The organism is Paracidovorax anthurii (genome assembly GCF_003269065.1).
GTDB lineage: Bacteria > Pseudomonadota > Gammaproteobacteria > Burkholderiales > Burkholderiaceae_C > Paracidovorax > Paracidovorax anthurii.
Genome location: NZ_QLTA01000028.1, coordinates 1 through 18,231 on the forward strand (window position 1 = coordinate 1; position 18,231 = coordinate 18,231).

Here is an 18,231-nt window from a genome sequence, read left to right on the forward strand (position 1 = left end):
CTGAAGTCCGGCACCGGCCAGTCCAGCTTGGCCAGCCGCAGCAGGCTGTCCACCATGCCCAGCGCCTGCCGCAGGGGCTGGCCGAACAGGCACTTGATGCTCAAGCAAAACTGGATGGCTGCGTCCGAGAACGTCGGGCTGCGCCCGCGCTTGCCGTTCGGCTTGCCAAGCCACTGCATGCCTTCATCCAGCCACATCGTCAACGATCCTCGCGCCTTCAGCGCTGCGTTGTAGGCTTTCCAGTTCGTCGTGCGGTACTTGGTCCGCCTCTCGCTCTTTGCTTCCGTCACGCCTTCAGTCTACCGGTGTGGCCGGGGTGATTTGTGCAACAAAGCCTACCTGAAGCTGAAGAACGAGATGACGCGGCTGAACGGTGGGCCGATCTACGAGAGCTACTACCTGAATTCGGCGACCGAGCCGGCCACGGATGCGCAGAACGCCTTCCATTCATGGATCAAGACGGCCCCGCCGATGGGCCCGAAATTCCGTGTCCAGCTCTACAAGCTCAAGAAGATGCATCTGAACTGCTTCCACTGCAACCACCCGTCCGACCGGGCGGTCCAGAAGGGCGTGGATGTCGGGATCGCCACGCTGATGATCAAGCTGGCGGCGCAGAACGTCTACGACCGGCTGATTCTTTCCGCGGGCGACGGGGACTTCGAAGACGCCATTTCCTACGTGAAGTCCGAGCTGCACAAAGAGGTGTGGGTGTCGGGCTCCATGTACAGCCTGTCACCCGACCTGCAGTCGTACGCGGACAACGTGCTGTGGATGGAAGACATGAGCCCGGCCATCGACAGGAGTTCGTGAGCCGGGCCTGACGCCAAGGCCCTGCCCGCCAGAACCCATCAACTCCAAGAATCCCATGTTCACCAAAATTCTCATCGCCAACCGCGGCGAAATCGCCTGCCGCGTCATCGCCACCGCCCGCAGGATGGGCATCGCCACCGTAGCCGTCTATTCCGATGCCGACAGGGAGGCCCGCCACGCCAGGCTCGCCGACGAGGCCGTGCACATCGGCGCGGCGCCCAGCCGCGAAAGCTACCTGCAGGCCGAGCGCATCATCGCGGCCGCGAAATCCACCGGCGCGCAGGCCATCCACCCCGGCTACGGCTTCCTCTCCGAGAACGAGGACTTCGCGCGGCGCGTGGAGGAAGAAGGCCTCGTCTTCATCGGCCCCAAGCACTATTCCATCGCGGCGATGGGCGACAAGATCGCCTCCAAGAAGCTCGCGAACGAGGCCGGGGTCCATACCATCCCGGGCTGGAACGACGCCATCGGGTCGGCCGAGCGCGCCGTGGAGATCGCCCGGGACATCGGCTATCCCGTGATGATCAAGGCCTCGGCCGGCGGCGGCGGCAAGGGCCTGCGCGTGGCCTGGAGCGACAAGGAGGCCTTCGAGGGCTTTGCCTCGTGCCGCAACGAGGCGCGCAATTCCTTCGGTGACGACCGCGTGTTCATCGAGAAATTCGTCGAGGAGCCGCGCCACATCGAGATCCAGGTGCTGGGCGATGCGCACGGCAACGTCATCTACCTGAACGAGCGCGAATGCTCCATCCAGCGGCGCCACCAGAAGGTGATCGAGGAGGCGCCGTCGCCCTTCATCGGCGACGCCACGCGCCGTGCCATGGGCGCGCAGGCCGTTGCGCTGGCCAAGGCCGTGGGCTACCAGAGCGCGGGCACGGTGGAGTTCGTGGTGGGCAAGGACGAGTCGTTCTACTTCCTGGAGATGAACACCCGCCTGCAGGTGGAGCACCCGGTGACCGAGTGCATCACGGGGCTGGACCTCGTGGAGCTGATGATCCGCGTGGCCGCCGGCGAGACGCTGCCGCTCGCGCAGGAGGACGTGAAGCGCGATGGCTGGGCCATCGAATGCCGCATCAACGCGGAAGACCCGTTCCGCAACTTCCTGCCCTCCACCGGCCGCCTCGTGCGCTTCCAGCCGCCCGAGGAGAGCATGTTCCAGGCCGACCCCGAGAAGAAGCTCGGCGTGCGCGTGGACACGGGCGTGTACGAAGGGGGCGAGATCCCGATGTATTACGACTCGATGATCGCCAAGCTCATCGTGCACGGCACCGACCGCCAGGACGCCATCCACAAGATGCGCGCGGCTCTCAACGGCTTCGTGATTCGCGGCATCGGCAGCAACATCCCCTTCCAGGCCGCGCTGCTCGCGCATCCGAAGTTCGTGGCCGGGCAGTTCAACACGGGCTTCATCGCCGAGCATTACGCGCAAGGCTTCCATGCCGAAGACGTGCCGCACGAGGACCCGCTCTTCCTCGTGGCGCTGGCGGCCTACATGAACCGCCGCTACCGCGCGCGCGCCAGCGGCATCAGCGGGCAGCTCGCCGGGCACGAGGTCAAGGTGGGCGAACAGTTCGTGGTGGTGGTGCTGGGCGCCGACGGACAGCACCACCACCACGAGGTCTCGGTGACCGATTTCCAGGACCAGCTGGGCTCCAGCCTGGTCAGCGTGGGCGGCCAGGACTACCAGATCCGCAGCGCCGCCACGCTGGGGCAGATCCGCGTGCAGGGGCAGTGCAACGGCGCGGGCTTCACCGCCCAGGTGGAGCGCGGCGCAGGCAAGAACCCGCTGGCCCTGCGCATCGCCCACAACGGCACGCAGATCGAGGCCCTGGTGCTCTCGCCCCTGGGTGCGCGGCTGCACCGCCTCATGCCGTTCAAGGCGCCGCCGGACCTGAGCCGCTTCCTGCTCTCGCCCATGCCGGGCCTGCTGGTGGACGTGGCCGTGCAGCCGGGGCAGAAGGTGCAGGCCGGCGAGAAGCTGGCCGTGATCGAGGCCATGAAGATGGAGAACATCCTCTTCGCCGCACAGGACGGCGTGGTGAGCAAGGTGGTGGCCGGCAAGGGGGAGTCGCTCGCGGTGGACCAGGTGATCCTGGAGTTCGAGTGACATGGACATGGCGTCCATCGAGGCCGTGGGCATGGCGCACCCGCACCGTCCCTGGCCCTGGGCGCGCAGGGCCTGCCTGCTTTCGGGCGGGCTGCTGCTGGCCGACAGCCTGACCCTGATGGCCATGGGTCTCTTCATGCTGGGCGTGACCTTGCCCTTCGCGCTGGGGCTCGCCCTGGCGCTGCTGGTATGGCGCTGGCACGCCGTGCAGCGCCGCCTTGAACGGTCTGCCGCGCTGCGCCGCGGCTGGCGCGCGGGCTGGTTGCTGCTCGGAGCCTGGGTGGCGAGCGTGCTGGTGGTCTGGGCCGCCATCGCGCGCACGGCCTGGGCACCGGCCAAAGGCACCGCTGGCGCTCCGCCCCAGGCCATCCTGGTGCTGGGCAGCGCCACGCCCCAGGGCCGGCCCGCGCCGCCCCTGCAGGCGCGGCTGGACACGGCGATCGCGCTGGCAACGCGACATCCCTCGGCCTGGCTGGTGGTGTCCGGCGGCGTGGATTTCGGCGAAACGCTGAGCGAAGGACAGGTGATGGGCGATTACCTGCGCGCGCATGGCGTGGCGCCGCAGCGCATCCTGCAGGAAGAGCGCAGCACCAGCACCGAGCTGAACCTGAAGCTCAGCCTCCCGCTGCTCCAGTCCCGGGGCCTGGGGCTCGAAACGCCACTGGCGGTGGTCACCAGCGATTTCCACACGGTGCGCGCCCAGCGCATCGCCCGCAAGATCGGCTACACCCAGGCGTGGGCCGTGGCCGCCCCCACACCGCCCTACATCCGCTTCAATGCCTGGCTGCGCGAATACTTCGCCATGGCCAGCAGCTGGATGCTGGGGGAGCTGTGAGCCCGGCCGATCCTTTCTTGATCCGACAGTTTTCCGGAGATGGCCCATGAACCCGACCGAACCCCGCCCCTTCAAAGTCCTCGGTATCCAGCAAATCGCCATCGGCGGCACCGACAAGGCCCGCATGAAGCGCCTGTGGGTGGACATGCTCGGCCTGGCGCAGACCGGCACCTTCCGCAGCGAGCGCGAGAACGTCGATGAAGACATCCTGGCGATGGGGCAGGGCGCGCACCAGGTGGAAGTGGACATCATGCAGCCGCTGGACATCGATAAAAAGCCCGCCGTGCACGCCACGCCGCTCAACCACGTCGGCCTGTGGATCGACGACCTGCCGCGCGCCGTCGAGTGGCTCACGGCCCGGGGCGTGCGCTTCGCGCCGGGCGGCATCCGCAAGGGTGCGGCCGGCCACGACATCACCTTTCTGCACCCCAAGGGCAACGACGAGTTTCCGATCGCGGGCGAGGGCGTGCTGATCGAGCTGGTGCAGGCGCCGCCCGAGGTGATCGCCGCCCTGGGCTGAGCGGTCTCAGGTGCCCGCGCGGGGGCGCGGCGCCTGAATGTAGGCGCCGGAGCCGTGCAGGCGCCGTTCCGCATCGCCGATGGCCCGCACGGCGCCTGTGCCCGCGCGGCTCGCGAGCAGCTCGACCAGGGCCTCCGCCAGCGCCATGCCCGCGGCCACCGACGGGAAGAACGACGGGCTGTGGATGCTGAAGAGCAGCGTCTGCCGGGCCATGAGCGATAGCGGTGAGGCCAGGCTATCGGTCAGCGCCACGATGTGGCAGCCGGCCTCCCGCGCGGCCTCGGCCACCTGCAGCGCCTCGCGCGAGTAGGGCGCGAAGCTCACCGCCACCAGCACGTCGCCCTTGGCGAAGGCGCGCTGCTGCATCTCCAGCGCGCCCCCCTGGCCGTCCAGCAGGTGCACCGAGGGGCGGAACAGCCGGTACTGGTACACCAGCCCGAAGGCGATGGGGTAGCTGGCCCGGAAGCCCGCCACGTGCACCGCCCGCGCCTTCTCGATCAGGACACAGGCCTTGTCCAGGCGCGCGGCGCTCTGCGACTGCGTGGCCTCCAGGTTGCGGCGCTGCACCTCGAACATCTCGCCCGCGAGGCCGCCGTCGCCAGCCCGGCCCACCAGGTTCTGTGCCCGGGCGCCGTACGCCTCGCCGCCCAGCCCCAGGTCGGCGGCGAACGCGGCCTTGAGCGCGGGCCAGCCCTCGAAACCCACCTGCTGCGCGAACCGCACCAGCGTGGGCGGCGTGGCACCCGACCGTACGCCCACGTGGCGCATCGACGACGTGACCACCTCGGCCGGGTGGTCGAGCAGATAGCGCGCCACCTCCTGCAGCGCGGGGCTGAGTTCGGCATAGCGCTGGCGGATGTGTTCCTGGATGGAGGCCATGGGCGATTCGATCGGGGGTGCGTGCGACGGAAACGAATGTACCGAAGTCGCCGCGAGTGTTCCAAATTTTCAGCTTGCAAAACAAATGTTCCATGAGAGAATGAAAAGGAACAAATGATCCAAAACCGGAGCCGCATGACACACGTATTCCATCGCCACCTGCACCACACGCCGCCCGTCGCCGCCGCGGCGCAGGGCCTGTTCATCGAGGACAGCGCCGGCCGCCGCTACCTCGATGCCTCGGGCGGCGCGGCCGTGTCGTGCCTCGGGCACGCGCACCCGGACGTGCTCGCGGCCATGCATGCCCAGATCGACCGCCTGGCCTATGCCCACACCAGCTTCTTCACCACCGCCGTGGCCGAGGAACTGGCCGACACGCTGATCGCCAGCGCGCCCGAAGGCATGGGCCACGTCTACTTCGTCAGCGGCGGCTCCGAGGCGGTGGAGTCGGCGCTCAAGATGGCGCGCCAGTATTTCGTGGAGATCGGCCAGCCGCAACGCACCCATTTCATCGCGCGCCGCCAGAGCTACCACGGCAACACCCTGGGCGCCCTGGCGGTGGGTGGCAATGCCTGGCGCCGCGAGCCCTTCGCGCCGCTGCTGGCACACGCCACGCACGTGTCGGCCTGCTATCCCTACCGGGAGCAGCGCGAGGGCGAAACGCCGCAGCAGTACGGCCAGCGCCTGGCCGACGAGCTGGACGCCGCCATCCTCGCGCAGGGCGCGGACCGGGTGATCGCCTTCGTCGCCGAAACCGTGGGCGGCGCCACCGCCGGCGTGCTCACGCCCGTGCCCGGCTACCTGCGCGCCGTGCGGGAGGTGTGCGACTGCCACGGCGTGCTGCTGATCCTCGATGAAGTGATGTGCGGCATGGGCCGCACCGGCACCCTCTACGCCAGCGAGCAGGAGGGCGTGGTGCCCGATCTGGTCACCGTGGCCAAGGGCCTGGGCGGCGGCTACCAACCCGTGGGCGCGGTGCTGGCCCAGCGCCGCATCGTGGAGGCCATGTCGGCCGGCAGCGGCTATTTCCAGCACGGCCACACCTACCTCGGCCACCCGGTGGCCTGCGCGGCGGCACTGGCCGTGCAGCGGGTGATCGAGCGCGACGGCCTGCTCGCCAAGGTGCGGGCCGACGGCGCGTATTTCGCGGACTTGCTTGGGCAGGCGCTGGGCGATCACCCGCACGTGGGCGACATCCGCGGCCGCGGCTTCTTCTGGGGCGTGGAGCTGGTGCAGGACCGCGGCAGCAAGGCGCCTTTCGATCCCGCGCGCAAGCTGCACGCCCAGGTCAAGAAAGAGGCCATGGCGCGCGGCCTGCTGTGCTACCCCATGGGCGGCACGGTGGACGGGCGCGCGGGCGACCACGTGCTGCTCGCGCCGCCCTTCATCGCCTCGCGCGAAGAGCTGCAGTCCATCGCCGGGCTCCTGGCCGAGGCCGTGGACGCGGCCACCCGGCCGCGCTGACCGGCCGCGGCGCCCCGTTGCATCCCCTGCGTTCCGTCCCTTTCCCGTCCATCCCCTGCCCCAAGGAGCTTGCCATGCCCCGGTTCCACGCCGCCGTTTCCCGCACCGCCGCCCTGTGCCTGCTCGCGCTGAGCGCGTGGAGCGCGCACGCCCAGGAGAGCGCCACGCTCCGCAAGATCAAGGACACCGGCGCCATCACGCTCGGCCACCGCGAATCGTCCTTCGGTTTTTCGTACCACAGCGGCACGGACGCCCCGGTGGGCTACAGCATCGACATCTGCATGAAGATCGTGGATGCGGTGAAGGCCGAGCTCAAGATGCCCAAGGTGGAGATCAAGTACCAGCTCGTCACCTCGCAGAACCGCATCCCGCTGGTCATGGGCGGCACGGTGGACATCGAGTGCGGCTCCACCACCAACCTCGTGGAGCGGCAGAAGCTGGTCGCCTTCTCGCCGGACATCTTCCGCTACAACGTGCGCATGCTGGTGCGCGCTGATTCCGGCATCCGCGCCATCGCGGACCTGCAGGGCAAGACCGTGGTGGCCACCAGCGGCACCACCTCCCTGCGGCTGCTGCGCGAGGCCGACAAGGGCAAGAACCTGGAGATCACGCAGATGAACGGCAAGGACCACGCCGATTCCTTCCTGCTGGTGGAGAGCGGCCGCGCGCAGGCGTTCGTGCTGGACGACATCCTGCTGGCCGGGCTGATCGCGACCGCCCGCAATCCCGGCGATTTCATCATCACCGGCGAGCCGCTGCGCACCGAGAACCAGTCGCTCATGTTCCGCAAGGACGATCCGGGCTTCAAGGCCCTGGTCGATCGCGTGGTGGTGGGCATGATGAAGTCGGGCGAGATGGAGCGGCTCTATCAGAAGTGGTTCATGTCGCCGATCCCGCCGCGCGGGGTGAACATCCGCTACCCGCTCAATGCCGAAACCCGCGATGCCTTCGCCCAGCCGTCGGACAAGGGCATCTGACCCCGCAGGCCCGCCATGCCCCGCATCGCCCTGATCCACGCCCTGGCCCATTCGGTCGCGCCCATCAATGAGGCGCTGGCCCGCGACTGGCCCGAGGCCACGCGCATGAACCTGCTCGACGACAGCCTGTCGGCCGACCTGGCCGGGGAGGGCGGAACCCTCGGCGCGGCCATGCACGAGCGTTTCGCCCGCCTGGGCCGGTATGCGGTGGACACCGGCGCCCACGGCATCCTCTTCACCTGCTCCGCCTTCGGCCCCTGCATCGAGGCGGTCGCCCGCGCCCATGCGCCGCTGCCGGTGCTCAAGCCCAACGAGGCCATGGTCGAGCAGGCCTCGCGGGGGGACGGCCCTCTTGGGTTGATCGCCACCTTCGCGCCCACGCTGCGCTCCATGCCCGCCGAGTTCCCCGCGCACCTGCCGCTGGAGCAGGCCTGGGCCGAGGGAGCGCTGGACGCCTTGAATGCCGGAGACGCAGCCACGCACGACGCGCTCATCGCCCGGCAGGCGCAGGCCCTGGCCGCGCGGGGCTGCACGCGCATCGCCCTGGCGCAGTTCAGCATGGCCCGGGCCCGCGATGCCTGCATCCAGGCCAGCGGCCTGCCCGTTTTCACCACCGTGGACAGCGCCGTGGCGAAGCTGCGGGCGCTCATCGGCGCCTGACGCCGCGGTGAACTCACGGCATCTCCGGGGCATGGCGCCGGCAGGGCGTGGGAGTTGGCGACGGATGGCGCATAGATGGCGCATTTTGTGGAGCCGGAAAATCCACTGTCGCCAAATGCCGTGAAAATATTTGCTTCTTCGCCCATCTCCGGCAGCGTGGCGCAAAAAAATGCATGCAGTTGACGGCACGGAAAACGACCCGACTTTCTGGGGCCTTGCGCTGGATGCGCACGGTTTTCTCTCTCAAAATCCGGCCGTGCCGTAGAGCGGAACCAGAGGCCATGCCCAGGCTCCCAGCAGTACGAAGCCGGGATGCCGGCGATTCCGTCCGTTCACGGCGCACGCGACACAAGGCCCAACGACCATGCAATCCTCGACCACGACCCCCGAAACTTCCCGCGTACAGACCATCCAGATGCACCGCGCCGAGCCCGGCCGGGCGCCTGCCCCCGCAGGCCCGTGGAGCGTGGAGGCGATCCAGGAGCTGCTCGACATGCCCTTCATGGATCTGCTGTGGCGGGCCCAGGCGGTGCACCGGCAGCACTGGCCCGCGGGAGACGTCGAGCTGGCCACGCTCCTGTCGGTGAAGACCGGGGGCTGCCCCGAGAACTGCGGCTATTGCCCGCAGTCGGCCGAATTCGATACGGGCCTGAAGGCCCAGAAGCTCATGAGCGTGGACGAAGTGACCACCGCCGCGCGGGCCGCCCGGGATGCGGGCGCCACGCGCTTTTGCATGGGGGCCGCGTGGCGCGCGCCCAAGGACCGCGACATCGAGAAGGTGGGCGAACTCATCGCGGCCGTGAAGGGCCTGGGCATGCAGACCTGCGCCACGCTCGGCATGCTGGAGCCGCACCAGGCGCAGGCCCTGAAGGGCGCGGGCCTCGACTACTACAACCACAACCTCGACACCGCTCCCGAGTACTACACCGACGTGGTCAGCACGCGGGCCTACCAGGACCGGCTCGATACGCTGCGCCACGTGCGCGATGCCGGCATCAGCGTGTGCTGCGGCGGCATCATCGGCATGGGCGAGGCCCCCGTGCACCGGGCCGGTCTCATCGCCCAGCTCGCCAACCTCGACCCGTACCCGGAATCCGTTCCGATCAACAGCCTGGTGCGCGTGCCCGGCACGCCGCTGGCCGACAGCGAGCCGGTCGATCCGTTCGATTTCGTGCGCGTGATCGCCGTGGCGCGCATCACCATGCCGCGCGCCCGCGTGCGCCTGTCGGCCGGCCGCCAGCAGATGGGCGACGCGGTGCAGGCGCTGTGCTTCATGGCGGGTGCCAATTCGATCTTCTATGGCGACAAGCTGCTCGTGACCGGCAATCCCGACGTGGATGCCGATGCGCAGCTGCTCGCCAAGCTCGGCCTGCGCGGGCACCGCGTGGCATCGACCGAACCGCACGACCTGCAGTCCACCTGCGCCTGATGCGGGGTTGCCTCCGATCGCCCCGCTGGGCGGCCGCAATGCCGAAGAGGCTCTGATCATCGGCAAGCCTGCGCCGCAGTGTGCGGGCCATCCGTTGGTAACCGATTGCCGTCGAAGAGAGAGAAGTCATCCGGTTGAATCCGGCCATTGACCGGGTTCGGGCTGGATCGGCTTCGATCGCAACGGTGCCGGCAGTCAGCACACGCTCGACCGCGTCGAGGTCGGCGAGGGCCGGGTTGGCGAAGTCGCTCTCACGCCGCTCTGAGTCCAGGCGCCGCACTTCGGATTTGAACGCGCCCCGCCTTTGCATTCGACCCACTGGATAACAGGGGATGTTTTACCGTGCAGCGCAAAAGCACGGGCCGCTGCTTTGCGCCCGCTTTATGGGAACGACTGATTTGCATCAACCCCGGCTCCTTGGCTTGAATAAAGCATGCAGTCATTATCTTTTTGCATGGGTATTCGCGCGGAAGGGCCTGGGTCCAAATGAAAATTAATGAATGATATGAATCCGCTGTGCGGAAAGTTCGATCGATTCATGCCATCATTCCACTATGATTCATAGGAGATGTTCCGAAGATCGGGCGGATGCCCAAGGGAGCGGAGTTTTTTGAATGCCGGTATCGATGAATTATCTCGATACATCTGTAAATGTCGAACACATTTTCTCCGGCAAGACTGTAAAAAGAATCGAATATCCAGAAATCGCTGCGCCTTCAAGACGTGCGGAAGCCCGGCTGCTTTTTTCGCCGTGGGCCCCTCTGGAATTCAGGTGGCATGGACATCATCAAGAACAAGGACAACAACAGATGAGAAACCGCGTCAAGAACGCAGGTCATCAGGAGCGCCGTCAGCCGTCTTCGGGCTGGGCTGTATCCGTCACGAATCCGCACGCCGCGCCTTCCGGAAGGCGGGCGATCCATGCGCGTTCCGCATCCCGCCGTCGCCCTGCCTCCGAGGCCCGCGGGTGCCGGGGCGGGGCGTTCGCGGCCATGGCGGCGGTCTGACCGGGGGGTATCGCATGCTGTCCAAAGGCATCCTGCTCCTGAGCCATTGCGGCTTCTTCTTCATGGAGGACCTGATCGCGGCCCTCACGGCGCGCGGGCTGCGCAGCTACGTGCTGTCGTCCCAGCCCCTGCCGGAGCACGTTCCGGCGCGGCTGGACGGGCTGCGCGGGCGGGTCGCCTGGCTGGGCTCCACCCGGTCGCACGAACTGGCCTGGGACGACGTGGACCATGCCCTGGCGGCGTTGCGCGGCGCCGGCGAGCAGGTCGTGGCCTGCCTGACCGTGTGGGAGGGCTATCGCGAATTCATGGCCCGCGCGAACGCGCTGCTGGGCGTTCCCGATCTGGCCGACTCCAGGGTCCGGGCCCTGCGCGACAAGCTGGCCTTGCGCAACCGCCTCTACGACACCGGATTTTCCCGGGCACGGGCCCGGCGCCTGTCGCCCGAGTTGCTGGGCGCGCTGAGGGAAGAAGAGGGCGCGCGCTACTTCATCAAGCCGGTGTCGGGCATCGCCTCCCAGGGGGCCTTTCCCCTGCGGCGCGACACGCGCTGGGAGGCCATCGAGCGCATCCGCAATGAGGCCGAGGGCGACATCGTGTACCGCTCCGCACTCCATCCCGCCCGCGATTTTCTGGTCGAGGACTATCTGGAGGGGCGCGAATTCAGCTTCGAGCTAATCGTGGCCCAGGGCCGCGTGCATGCCGTGGGGGTCCACGAAAAGTGCGAGATCACCGAGGCCTCCTGCACCGTGCTGGAGGACTGCTGCACCAGCCCTCCGGTGGGCATCGGCGCCACGGCGGTGGCCGCCGGCATGGCCTGGGTCCAGCGGGTGTTCTCGCACCTGGGGCTGGATTGGGGCTGCTTCCACGTGGAAGCGCGTTTCGACGGCCGGGACTGGGACCTCATCGAGATCAATCCGCGTGTCGGGGGCAGCCTGGTCTCGCACAGCGTCAAGGCGCTCAACGGCGGGCATGGCGTGCTGGAGCTCTGGATCGATCTGCTCACCTCCCATGCCGGCGGCATGCAGGGCCCCACGCGGGGCGCGCAGGCCTTCATGGCCCGGCTGCAGCGGCTTTCCTATGCCGCGGATGGCACGCCCCCTGGCGAGGCGGCCACCTTCTTCCGCGCGTTCTTCGCGAAGCCCGGAACGCTGTCCCAGGTCAGCCTGCGCTCCATGGAGCCGGCCCCCGTGCTGGCCCAACTGCTGCTCAAGCCGGGCGACGACATCGCCACGGCCGCGCGCGAGGTGTTCCTGGCGCAGGTGCTGTGGCGCCTGGACCGGCACGAACGCGACGAGCGGCTCCCGGAGCTGATCCAGCAGTCGCGGAGCGCCGTCGAGGTGCACTACGCCCGCCACGGCGCGCCGTCCCCGCTTTCCGTGGAAAGGGCCGCGCTGTGAGCCTCCCTCCGCTCCTGCTCATCATCGACCATGCCCCTTCGCGCGCCGCCGATGTCGCGCGCATAGCCCGGTACGCCCGCGAGCGCCACGGCGTCGGCTCGCTGCTGGTGCGCGCCTGTCCCGAGGCGCCCGCCCCATCCCCCTGCGATGCCGTGATCGGCGTGGACCCGCGCGCCCCGGATTTCGTGGACCGCGCCCTGGCCGCGCTGGAGCCGTACCGCGGGCGTCTGCGGGGCGGACTGGTGTTCTCCGATCCGGCCGTGCATGCCGGCTCCATGCTCCTGGAGCGGCTCGGGCTGCGCACGGACCCCGCCGACCCGGCCCTGCGGGCCGTCGATCGGTACGCGTACCGCATGGCCGAGCGGGCCCATGGGCAACTGCTGTCGTTCCAGAAGGTGATGGTGCCTCGCTGTGCCCGGATCGGTTCGGCGACGGAGCTGCAGGCCTTTTCCGACAGCCACGCCGACGGGTTCGTGGTCAAGCCGCGCCACGCGGGCGGATACCGCGGCGCGGTCACGGTCAGCCCCGGGGACAACCTGCAGGCCATGTTCCATGCCGTCTCGCCCCATTTCGGCGATGGCATGGTGGGCGAGCAGCGGATTCCCTACCGGCGCGAGTATTCCTTCGACGGCGTCGGCGCCACGGCCTTCCTTGCCGAGAAGCTCATGGCCCCGGGCCGGCATGCCGTGGAGATCGCCCGGGTGCTGCCGGCCCGGCTGTCGGCATTGGAGCGCCACACCCTCCAGCGCACGGGGCTGCTGTGCAACCTGCTCACCGGGCAGCGCGACGGCCCGTTCCACCACGGTATCCGGCTCGGAGACGACGGCCAGGGCAGCGCGGTGGTGGCGGCCCACCGCAGGCCGGCGGGCATGAAGACCTGGTCGCTGGCGGAAGCCGTGTACGGCGTGGACCTGTACGCGCGGTGGGTGGATTCCGCGCTGGGCGTGCCGGTGGCCCTGGCCGTGCCGGAGCCGTCGTGCCAGGCGGCGACGGTCCTGCTCGGCGTGGCGCGCGACGGGGTTTTCTCTCCCTCTGGCCTGGACGGGTGGCGGCTGCTGGAGCAGGCCCTGGCCCTGACGGCCGCCGCGCACGGCATCGCGCCGGGCGCGCTGCGCGCGGGCGAGTTCGGCTGGCGGGTGGGGGAGAGCCGCTTCCTGCATGGCACGCCCCGCAGCGCCGCCGACTTCGCAGCCCAGGCCACCATCACCCTCGACGACCTGGACGCCGACCTCCGTCCGGTGATCGCCACCTTGCGCGAGCGCTGGACGGCCGCGCTGTCGGTCCACCCGACCCTCGAAACCCTGCAGGTTCCAGACCCCACCGGCCCCGCCATGGAGGCGGTGCACTGAGCCGCGCATTGAGCGCGTACCGAGCCGCATACCGCATGAACATCCTCATTCTTCACCGCATCCCCTATCACCAGATCGAATACCACCGCGGCATCGACCATGCGCGGCACGAGGTGACGTATTTCGGCACGGCCGCCGCGCTGGCCACGCTGCCCGCCGGCCTGCGGCGCCAGGAGGCGGTCCGGGCCGGCCGGGCGGGCGTGTTCGAGGAGGCCAAGGCTTGGCTGGGGAAGGCGCCGCGGCACTTCGACCGGGTGATCGCCCTGTCCGGGCACGAGATGCTGGAGGCCGCGCAACTGCGCGACTGGCTGGGCATTCCCGGGGCCTCGGAGGAGCAGGTCACGCGGGTGCGCCACAAGATCCGCATGAAGCAGGACGCCGCGCGGGCCGGCCTGCGCGTGCCCCGGTTCCAGCCGCTGACCGAGTTCCTGCGCAACCGCGACCTGCCGCTGTGGCGGGGCCGGACCGTGCTCAAGCCGCACGGCGCCCCCGCCGGCGGGGAGGTGGCGGTGTTCGACACCACCGTCGCGGCGCGGGCGGCCGTGCTGGGTTTCTGCAGCGGCATCGCGCGGCTGGACGCCGTGCAGCACACCGACGCCTGCGGAGACTTCGAGGTGGAGGAGTTCGTCGAGGGGCCGGTGCTGCATTTCGACGGATTGGTCGCGGACGGGCAGATCCTGGCCCTGTCCGCGAGCCGCCACGTCAATTCACGGCTCGGCTATGCGTGCGGCAAACCCCTGGGCTCCCTGCACATTCCTGCCACGGGGGCGATCCGCCGCTGGGCCACGCAGGCGCTGGAGAGCGTGGGCCTGCGCGAGGGCGGCTTCCATCTCGAAGCGATCGAGAGCGGGGACGAGCTGGTCTTCCTGGACATCGCCCCCCGGGCGGAGAGCCCGGACGTGGTCGCGGCGTTCGAGCTGGCGACGGGCATCCACCTGCCATCCCACGAGCTGCGCATCCTGCTCGGGGAGCATCCCGGCCATGCCCTGAACACCGGTGCCTGCGGCGAGCGCTGGCACGGCTGGTTCGCCGTGCCCGGCCACCACCTGGGGGGCGGCGCGCATGGCGGCCTGGGCGGCATCGCGGCGTTCCGCCGCAGCGATGCGGTGCTGCGCTGGAACGAACTGCGCGCCGGCGCCATGCTTCCCGAAGCCATCACCTACCAGGCCCACGAGGTTCCGCTGGCCGGCATCATCGCCACCGCCACCCCCGCGCAGACCCAGGCCTGGATGGAGTCGCTTTTCGCCGCGCTGCGCTGGGAGTTCCACACCACCGCGCATGGCCGCGCGTGGCAGGGGGCGGAGATGCTGCAGACGGTGACGTGACCGCCTTCCGCATGCCCTCGCGCGCGCTCGTCCGCCCCGCACCTTCGGAGCCCTTTCGCCGGTGGCGCACCGCGGTCATTCCCGCCTGCGCTCACCAGATCCCTCGTCCGCGCCCCCGGTGGCCGGGCAGGGTGCCTTCGTTTCGTTTTGACCATCCCATGGAGTTCTTCGAATGACACGCCAAGCCACTCCGGCCGGCCAGGACCCGTCCGGCCACGATCACTTGCAGCGCAACCTCACCAACCGGCACATCCAGCTCATCGCCATCGGCGGCGCCATCGGCACGGGCCTGTTCATGGGCTCGGGCAAGACGATCAGTCTCGCGGGCCCGTCCATCGTGTTCGTTTACATGGTGATAGGCTTCATGCTGTTCTTCGTGATGCGGGCCATGGGCGAGCTGCTGCTCTCCGACCTGCGCTACAAGTCGTTCATCGACTTCTCCTCCGACCTGCTGGGCCCCTGGGCCGGGTTCTTCACCGGCTGGACCTACTGGTTCTGCTGGATCGTCACGGGCATCGCCGACGTGATCGCCATCTCGGCCTACACGCAGTTCTGGTTCCCGCATCTGCCGCAATGGGCGCCGGCGCTGGCCTGCGTCGGGCTGCTGCTGTCGCTGAACCTGCTCACCGTGAAGCTCTTCGGGGAGATCGAGTTCTGGTTCGCCATGATCAAGATCGTGGCGATCGTGGCCCTGGTGGGGACGGGGCTCTACATGGTGACCACCGGCTTCGTGTCGCCGTCGGGGCACACGGCCAGCCTGGGCCATCTCTGGAACGACGGGGGCATGTTCCCGCACGGGCTGATGGGCTTCTTCGCGGGCTTCCAGATCGCCATCTTCGCCTTCTCGGGCATCGAGCTGGTCGGCACGACCGCGGCCGAGGCCCAGGACCCGGAGCGCAGCCTGCCGCGCGCGATCAATTCGATCCCGGTGCGCATTCTCGTGTTCTACGTGCTGGCCCTGGTGGCCATCATGGCGGTGACGCCGTGGCGCGAAGTGGTGCCGGGCAAGAGCCCGTTCGTGGAACTCTTCGTGCTGGCCGGCCTGCCGGCGGCGGCGGGCATCATCAATTTCGTGGTGCTGACCTCGGCGGCCTCGTCGGCCAACAGCGGTGTGTTTTCCACCAGCCGCATGCTCTACGGCCTGGCCCTGAAGGCGGACGCGCCCAAGGCGTTCACCTATCTCTCCAGCAAGAGCGTGCCCTCGCGCGGGCTGCTGTTCTCGTGCACCTGCCTGCTGGCCGGCGCCGTGCTGATGTGGGTGATTCCCGATCTGGTGGAGGCGTTCACGCTCGTCACCACGGTGTCGGCCATCCTGTTCATGTTCACGTGGTCGATGATCCTGCTGTCGTACATCGCGTACCGCCGCCAGCGTCCCGAGCGGAACGCGGCGTCCCTCTACAAGATGCCGGGGGGTATCGCGATGTGCGCGGTCTGCCTCGCGTTCTTCGTCTTCATCCTCGGGCTGCTGGCGCTGGAGGCGGACACGCGGCAGGCGCTGATCGCCACGCCCGCATGGTTCGTGGCGCTGGCGCTGGCCTACCGCTTCGTGCGCCGCTCTGCCTCCCGGCCCGACGGCGCCGCCGGTGGGGAGCGCCTGGAGATCGGCGCGGGCGCGGCGCGGTCCGTGGCCGGCCGCTGAACCCGGGCGGGCAGGCGCGCCGCCCGGCGCGAAAAGCGCGGGGGATCGCCGTCTCTTCCGGGGATCGCGGCGGGCCGGGGTGCGTAATCTTGCGGTGGGGGTGTGCAGCTTCGCGCAGGGCGGTGTGCCCGGCGCCGCGCGACGCCCCGCCACAGGAGTCTGCCGCCATGTCGCCCATCGTTTCCGGTCTCGCGTCCGTCGCGTCCATGTTGTTCAATGCGTCCTCCGCGGCCAAGTCGTCCGCGGCATCGGCGAAAACGGACAAGGCGTCCACCCCGGAGCCCTCGTCCATCGTGACCCTGAGCCAGGATGCGACCTCCCTCGCACGCATGGCCGATCGCGGCGTGCTGCTGGCGTCGGAGGGGGGGGCCAGCGGTCGCAGCGCGGGCGTGGCGGATGCGCAGCTATCGCAGCTGTCGGTCAACCGCTCCGTGTCCAAGGAGGATTTCCAGGCGATGCTGACCCGCTTCGGCGCCACGGATGCGCAGAAGGAAGAGATCACGAAAGGCTTCGATGCCGACCAGGACGGCGCCATCTCGCGCGACGAGTTCCTCAAGGGCATCGCCCGCACGGCAGACGCGCAGGGCGGCGGCGAGTTCGGGCAAGCGCTGCTGCAGCTCATGGACCGCGGCGGCAAGGGCAATGGGGATGGCAGCGTCGGAACCCAGGAGTTCGCGGCGTTCTCCCGGGCCTATGCGAACGCCTCCAAGGGGGTCCGGACCATCGGCTGAACGCCTGGGCGGCCAGGAACATCGCCCGAAAACGCCGGAGACGCCGGAAATGCATGAAGCCCCGCCGAAGCGGGGCTTCATGCCATGGGGCCCGCCACCATTCGCAACGCCGGGGGGCGTGGGTGCGCAACGCGCGCACCTGGCGGGTTCGTTCACATGCGCTCAGATCCGGCCCATGAGCAGCAGGATCAGCAGGACCACCACCACGAGGCCCAGGCCGCCGCTGGGCCCATAGCCCCAGGAACGGCTGTGACCCCACGTGGGCAGGGCGCCGATCAGGACCAGGATCAGGATGATGAGCAGGATGAGGGAGATCGACATGGTGGCGTCCTTGTGGTGGTTGTATTGGCGGCGATGGGCGGATTGTTGAGGGTGGCTCCAGCCCTTGCGGCAGGCCTGGAGCCCTGGCGCGCGTAGGAGGGCTTCGACGCCGAGGTAACTTCTGCAAAGGTTCGCGTGGCCTGGCAATGGCTTCGCGTCCCCGGCGGTCGGGGAGGCCGCGGCTGCGCACACTTGCAGGAACACCACTCATGCACTCCGAGGTCGCCATGAATGCCAAGGTCGGCAATCTTTCCTCCCCTTTGCTCCCGGGTTTGCTGCTCCCGAAGGATTCCGGGCAAATCACGATTCCGGTTCCCAAGAGGCCCGATTCGCAGAAGAACCTGAGTGGTCCCGAAGGCTTGCAGACACGCGACAACTCGTCGCGCGACGTCGGCGCGAACCGACCGCCGCGCGGAGGGCTTCCCAAGGCCAATGAGTTGCAGAACAACAGGCTCTTTCAGGCGCAGCAGAGGAAGAACAACCCCGAGGCGGCGGCAGCCGAACACAAGCCTGGGCCGGCGGCACATGAACGCAAGAGCTTCACGCCCAGCAGCAGCCTGAAGAACAACCCGCTCTTCCTGGCACAGCAGAAGAAGAACAACGCCGAGGCGGCGGCCGCCGAGAACAAGCCTGGGCCGGTGGCACACGAACGCAAGAGTTTCACGCCCAGCGACAGCCTGCAGAGCAATCCGCTCTTCCTGAAACAGCAGACGCAAAACAACCCCGAGGCGGCACCCACGGCAGTGCCCGAGAAGAAGGCCGAGGTGCAGACCGAGCCCACGGC

18 protein-coding genes are annotated in these 18,231 nt (G+C 68.8%); 15 read left to right on the forward strand and 3 right to left on the reverse strand.

From position 1 onward, the window contains the following. Positions 1 to 290: transposase (locus tag AX018_RS14135; RefSeq protein WP_211322437.1), on the reverse strand; the 290-nt coding region annotated here is incomplete at its 3' end. Here AX018_RS14135 and AX018_RS14140 point away from each other — a divergent pair. The 4 genes from AX018_RS14140 to AX018_RS14155 are packed head-to-tail and all read left to right on the forward strand — an operon-like array spanning position 250 to position 4,269. After that, on the forward strand, positions 250 to 810 hold the full coding sequence (locus AX018_RS14140) for an NYN domain-containing protein (RefSeq protein WP_281269555.1): 561 nt from the start codon (positions 250 to 252) through the stop codon (positions 808 to 810). The two genes, AX018_RS14135 and AX018_RS14140, sit on opposite strands and share 41 nt — an antisense overlap. Before the next feature lie 55 nt (positions 811 to 865). Next, on the forward strand, positions 866 to 2,914 hold the full coding sequence (locus AX018_RS14145) for an acetyl-CoA carboxylase biotin carboxylase subunit (protein WP_111878151.1): 2,049 nt from the start codon (positions 866 to 868) through the stop codon (positions 2,912 to 2,914). Position 2,915: 1 nt separating this feature from the next. Beyond that, positions 2,916 to 3,749 carry a YdcF family protein gene (locus tag AX018_RS14150; protein WP_245951556.1) on the forward strand — a complete coding sequence of 278 codons (834 nt, stop codon included), beginning with the start codon at positions 2,916 to 2,918 and terminating at the stop codon, positions 3,747 to 3,749. 46 nt (positions 3,750 to 3,795) lie between these two features. Beyond that, positions 3,796 to 4,269, forward strand: a complete 474-nt coding sequence (locus tag AX018_RS14155; RefSeq protein WP_111878154.1) for a VOC family protein — start codon at positions 3,796 to 3,798, stop codon at positions 4,267 to 4,269. A gap of 6 nt (positions 4,270 to 4,275) precedes the next feature. On the opposite strand, the gene AX018_RS14160 is transcribed toward AX018_RS14155, so the two are convergent. After that, the gene (locus tag AX018_RS14160) at positions 4,276 to 5,148 is read right to left on the reverse strand and encodes a MurR/RpiR family transcriptional regulator (protein ID WP_111878157.1); all 873 of its coding nucleotides are present in this window, start codon (positions 5,146 to 5,148) and stop codon (positions 4,276 to 4,278) included. Positions 5,149 to 5,283: 135 nt separating this feature from the next. Here AX018_RS14160 and AX018_RS14165 point away from each other — a divergent pair, with 135 nt between their 5' ends. The 10 genes from AX018_RS14165 (at position 5,284) to AX018_RS14205 (ending at position 17,126) form a co-directional block, all read left to right on the forward strand. Beyond that, positions 5,284 to 6,612, forward strand: a complete 1,329-nt coding sequence (locus AX018_RS14165) for an aspartate aminotransferase family protein (protein ID WP_111878263.1) — start codon at positions 5,284 to 5,286, stop codon at positions 6,610 to 6,612. Between the two features lie 74 nt (positions 6,613 to 6,686). Further along, entirely contained in the window at positions 6,687 to 7,589 is a 903-nt protein-coding gene (locus AX018_RS14170) for a transporter substrate-binding domain-containing protein (RefSeq protein WP_111878160.1), read from the forward strand. A 15-nt stretch (positions 7,590 to 7,604) separates the two neighbouring features. Further along, positions 7,605 to 8,249, forward strand: coding sequence for an aspartate/glutamate racemase family protein (locus AX018_RS14175; protein WP_111878163.1), 645 nt, complete (start codon positions 7,605 to 7,607; stop codon positions 8,247 to 8,249). Between the two features lie 364 nt (positions 8,250 to 8,613). Continuing rightward, the gene (gene bioB, locus AX018_RS14180) at positions 8,614 to 9,678 is read left to right on the forward strand and encodes a biotin synthase BioB (RefSeq protein WP_111878166.1); all 1,065 of its coding nucleotides are present in this window, start codon (positions 8,614 to 8,616) and stop codon (positions 9,676 to 9,678) included. A 614-nt stretch (positions 9,679 to 10,292) separates the two neighbouring features. Further along, positions 10,293 to 10,685, forward strand: a complete 393-nt coding sequence (locus tag AX018_RS24845) for a hypothetical protein (RefSeq protein WP_146749322.1) — start codon at positions 10,293 to 10,295, stop codon at positions 10,683 to 10,685. Between the two features lie 14 nt (positions 10,686 to 10,699). Further along, entirely contained in the window at positions 10,700 to 12,082 is a 1,383-nt protein-coding gene (locus AX018_RS14185) for an ATP-grasp domain-containing protein (protein ID WP_211322438.1), read from the forward strand. Then, positions 12,079 to 13,431: an ATP-grasp domain-containing protein gene (locus tag AX018_RS14190; protein WP_211322439.1), complete on the forward strand. Its 1,353-nt coding sequence runs from the start codon at positions 12,079 to 12,081 to the stop codon at positions 13,429 to 13,431. Before AX018_RS14185 ends, AX018_RS14190 begins: the two co-directional genes overlap by 4 nt. A 35-nt stretch (positions 13,432 to 13,466) precedes the next feature. Next, on the forward strand, positions 13,467 to 14,756 hold the full coding sequence (locus AX018_RS14195) for an ATP-grasp domain-containing protein (protein ID WP_211322440.1): 1,290 nt from the start codon (positions 13,467 to 13,469) through the stop codon (positions 14,754 to 14,756). 172 nt (positions 14,757 to 14,928) lie between these two features. Further along, positions 14,929 to 16,395, forward strand: coding sequence for a D-serine/D-alanine/glycine transporter (cycA, locus tag AX018_RS14200; protein ID WP_111878169.1), 1,467 nt, complete (start codon positions 14,929 to 14,931; stop codon positions 16,393 to 16,395). Positions 16,396 to 16,562: 167 nt separating this feature from the next. Continuing rightward, the gene (locus AX018_RS14205; protein ID WP_111878172.1) at positions 16,563 to 17,126 is read left to right on the forward strand and encodes an EF-hand domain-containing protein; all 564 of its coding nucleotides are present in this window, start codon (positions 16,563 to 16,565) and stop codon (positions 17,124 to 17,126) included. Positions 17,127 to 17,288: 162 nt separating this feature from the next. On the opposite strand, the gene AX018_RS14210 is transcribed toward AX018_RS14205, so the two are convergent. Beyond that, positions 17,289 to 17,447 (reverse strand): DUF3309 family protein, encoded by a 159-nt coding sequence (locus AX018_RS14210; RefSeq protein ID WP_111878174.1) that lies wholly within the window; start codon positions 17,445 to 17,447, stop codon positions 17,289 to 17,291. A 209-nt stretch (positions 17,448 to 17,656) separates the two neighbouring features. Here AX018_RS14210 and AX018_RS25260 point away from each other — a divergent pair. Beyond that, positions 17,657 to 18,231 (forward strand): hypothetical protein (locus AX018_RS25260; protein WP_170146263.1); only part of this gene is annotated, 575 nt, incomplete at its 3' end.

Excerpts from the sequence above, each read along its gene's own strand:
- AX018_RS14145 (WP_111878151.1), top strand. The coding sequence starts at position 866 with ATGTTCACCAAAATTCTCATCGCCAACCGCGGCGAAATCGCCTGCCGC.
- AX018_RS14150 (WP_245951556.1), top strand. The coding sequence starts at position 2,916 with ATGGACATGGCGTCCATCGAGGCCGTGGGCATGGCGCACCCGCACCGT.
- AX018_RS14155 (WP_111878154.1), top strand. The coding sequence starts at position 3,796 with ATGAACCCGACCGAACCCCGCCCCTTCAAAGTCCTCGGTATCCAGCAA.
- AX018_RS14160 (WP_111878157.1), bottom strand. The coding sequence starts at position 5,148 with ATGGCCTCCATCCAGGAACACATCCGCCAGCGCTATGCCGAACTCAGC.
- AX018_RS14165 (WP_111878263.1), top strand. The coding sequence starts at position 5,284 with ATGACACACGTATTCCATCGCCACCTGCACCACACGCCGCCCGTCGCC.
- AX018_RS14170 (WP_111878160.1), top strand. The coding sequence starts at position 6,687 with ATGCCCCGGTTCCACGCCGCCGTTTCCCGCACCGCCGCCCTGTGCCTG.
- AX018_RS14175 (WP_111878163.1), top strand. The coding sequence starts at position 7,605 with ATGCCCCGCATCGCCCTGATCCACGCCCTGGCCCATTCGGTCGCGCCC.
- bioB (WP_111878166.1), top strand. The coding sequence starts at position 8,614 with ATGCAATCCTCGACCACGACCCCCGAAACTTCCCGCGTACAGACCATC.
- AX018_RS24845 (WP_146749322.1), top strand. The coding sequence starts at position 10,293 with ATGCCGGTATCGATGAATTATCTCGATACATCTGTAAATGTCGAACAC.
- AX018_RS14185 (WP_211322438.1), top strand. The coding sequence starts at position 10,700 with ATGCTGTCCAAAGGCATCCTGCTCCTGAGCCATTGCGGCTTCTTCTTC.
- AX018_RS14195 (WP_211322440.1), top strand. The coding sequence starts at position 13,467 with ATGAACATCCTCATTCTTCACCGCATCCCCTATCACCAGATCGAATAC.
- cycA (WP_111878169.1), top strand. The coding sequence starts at position 14,929 with ATGACACGCCAAGCCACTCCGGCCGGCCAGGACCCGTCCGGCCACGAT.
- AX018_RS14205 (WP_111878172.1), top strand. The coding sequence starts at position 16,563 with ATGTCGCCCATCGTTTCCGGTCTCGCGTCCGTCGCGTCCATGTTGTTC.
- AX018_RS14210 (WP_111878174.1), bottom strand. The coding sequence starts at position 17,447 with ATGTCGATCTCCCTCATCCTGCTCATCATCCTGATCCTGGTCCTGATC.